This is a genomic window from Hyphomonas chukchiensis, assembly GCF_000682695.1.
Taxonomy (GTDB): Bacteria; Pseudomonadota; Alphaproteobacteria; order Caulobacterales; family Hyphomonadaceae; genus Hyphomonas; species Hyphomonas chukchiensis.
Genome location: NZ_AWFG01000075.1, coordinates 1 through 1168, shown reverse-complemented (window position 1 = coordinate 1168; position 1168 = coordinate 1). Strand labels below are relative to the sequence as shown.

The 1168-nt window shown below is 62.4% G+C and carries 2 protein-coding genes; one reads left to right on the top strand and one right to left on the bottom strand.

Annotation, left to right across the window (positions count from 1 at the left end):
- Positions 1 to 45: 45 nt before the first annotated feature.
- Positions 46 to 291, top strand: a complete 246-nt coding sequence (locus tag HY30_RS20735) for a S26 family signal peptidase (RefSeq protein ID WP_081812351.1) — start codon at positions 46 to 48, stop codon at positions 289 to 291.
- On the opposite strand, the gene tnpC is transcribed toward HY30_RS20735, so the two are convergent.
- Positions 281 to 1168, bottom strand: an 888-nt coding sequence (tnpC, locus tag HY30_RS17450) for an IS66 family transposase (protein ID WP_034743992.1), incomplete at its 5' end; no start/stop codon positions are given. The genes HY30_RS20735 and tnpC overlap by 11 nt on opposite strands.

The window sequence follows — 1168 nt, the reverse complement described above, 5'->3', positions numbered from 1 at the left end:
CAGATCAACGGGACTTCGACTGTCCGCCTGCTATCAACAGATAGTATGGGACGCGCCCTGCCGTCTCCCTGGACGGGCTGCAGGCAGCTTCAGGCAGAAGAGGTTCTGCTCCTTTCTGATCGCACACCGGATTCCTTTGATGGACGGTATTTTGGAGCGGTCAGGGAGGGCGACATCATTGGTCGTGCGGTGTGGATAGGCGGTGATCGGAAGGAGCATGCAGAAGGGTTGATTGGGAAAAATGGGGACAGATGTATGCGTCCGGAGGTGACACCTAATGTCAGGCCTTGACGGGATTTGCGGCTTTCCACGCCCATGGCAGGAGATCGCCGAGGCGGTTGGCGGGGTATCCGTCGGCCATTTGCTGAAGGATGTCGGTAAGGTAGGCGTAGGGTTCGACGCCGTTCAGTTTCGCGGTTTCGATCAGCGAGCAGAGGATCGCCCAGCGTTCGGCGCCGCCATCGCTGCCGGCGAACAAATGGTTTTTGCGGCCAAGGGCGACGGGGCGGATGGCGCGTTCGACAGGGTTGGTATCAAGTTCGACACGGCCGTCATCAAGGAACCGGGTGAGACCTTTCCAGCGTGCCAGCGTGTAACGGATGGCGTCTGCGAGCGTGCTGCGGGCGGGCACCTGCGCCAGCTGATTTTCGAGCCAGAGCCGGAGGTTTTCAACGCGCGAAGCCGACAGTTTCCGCCGCGCGGCAAGCCGCCAGTGCGGGGCTTTTCCGCGGATCTCTGCCTCGATGGCGTAGAGATCGGCGATGCGGCGGACAGCGTCTTCGGCAATAGGCGAACCGGTTGCTTGCGCAACGTCATAGAACTTGCGCCGCGTGTGCGCCCAACAGGCTGCGAGCGTCACATCTGGCCGGGCGGCAACCTGCTCGAACCCGGCATATCCATCGACATGGAGCACGCCTTTGAAGTCGCGGAGATGGGTGACAGGACGCTCGGCTTTGCGATCCGGCGCAAACAGGAACACGGCCGCAGGCGGGTCTGCCCCACCCCAGCCGCGCTGCTCGCGGGCATAGACCCAGAGCCTTCCGGTCTTGGTCTTTCCGCGCCCCGGATCGAGCACCGGAACGGGTGTATCGTCGGCAAACAGATGGTCGGAACCGAACACGTCTGCGCAGAGCTTTTCATGCAGGGCTTCCAGCCACCAGCAGGCGCC

What these genes read in the sequence shown, in the direction of transcription:
- HY30_RS20735 (WP_081812351.1), top strand. Translation starts at nt 46, where the DNA reads ATGGGACGCGCCCTGCCGTCTCCCTGGACGGGCTGCAGGCAGCTTCAG.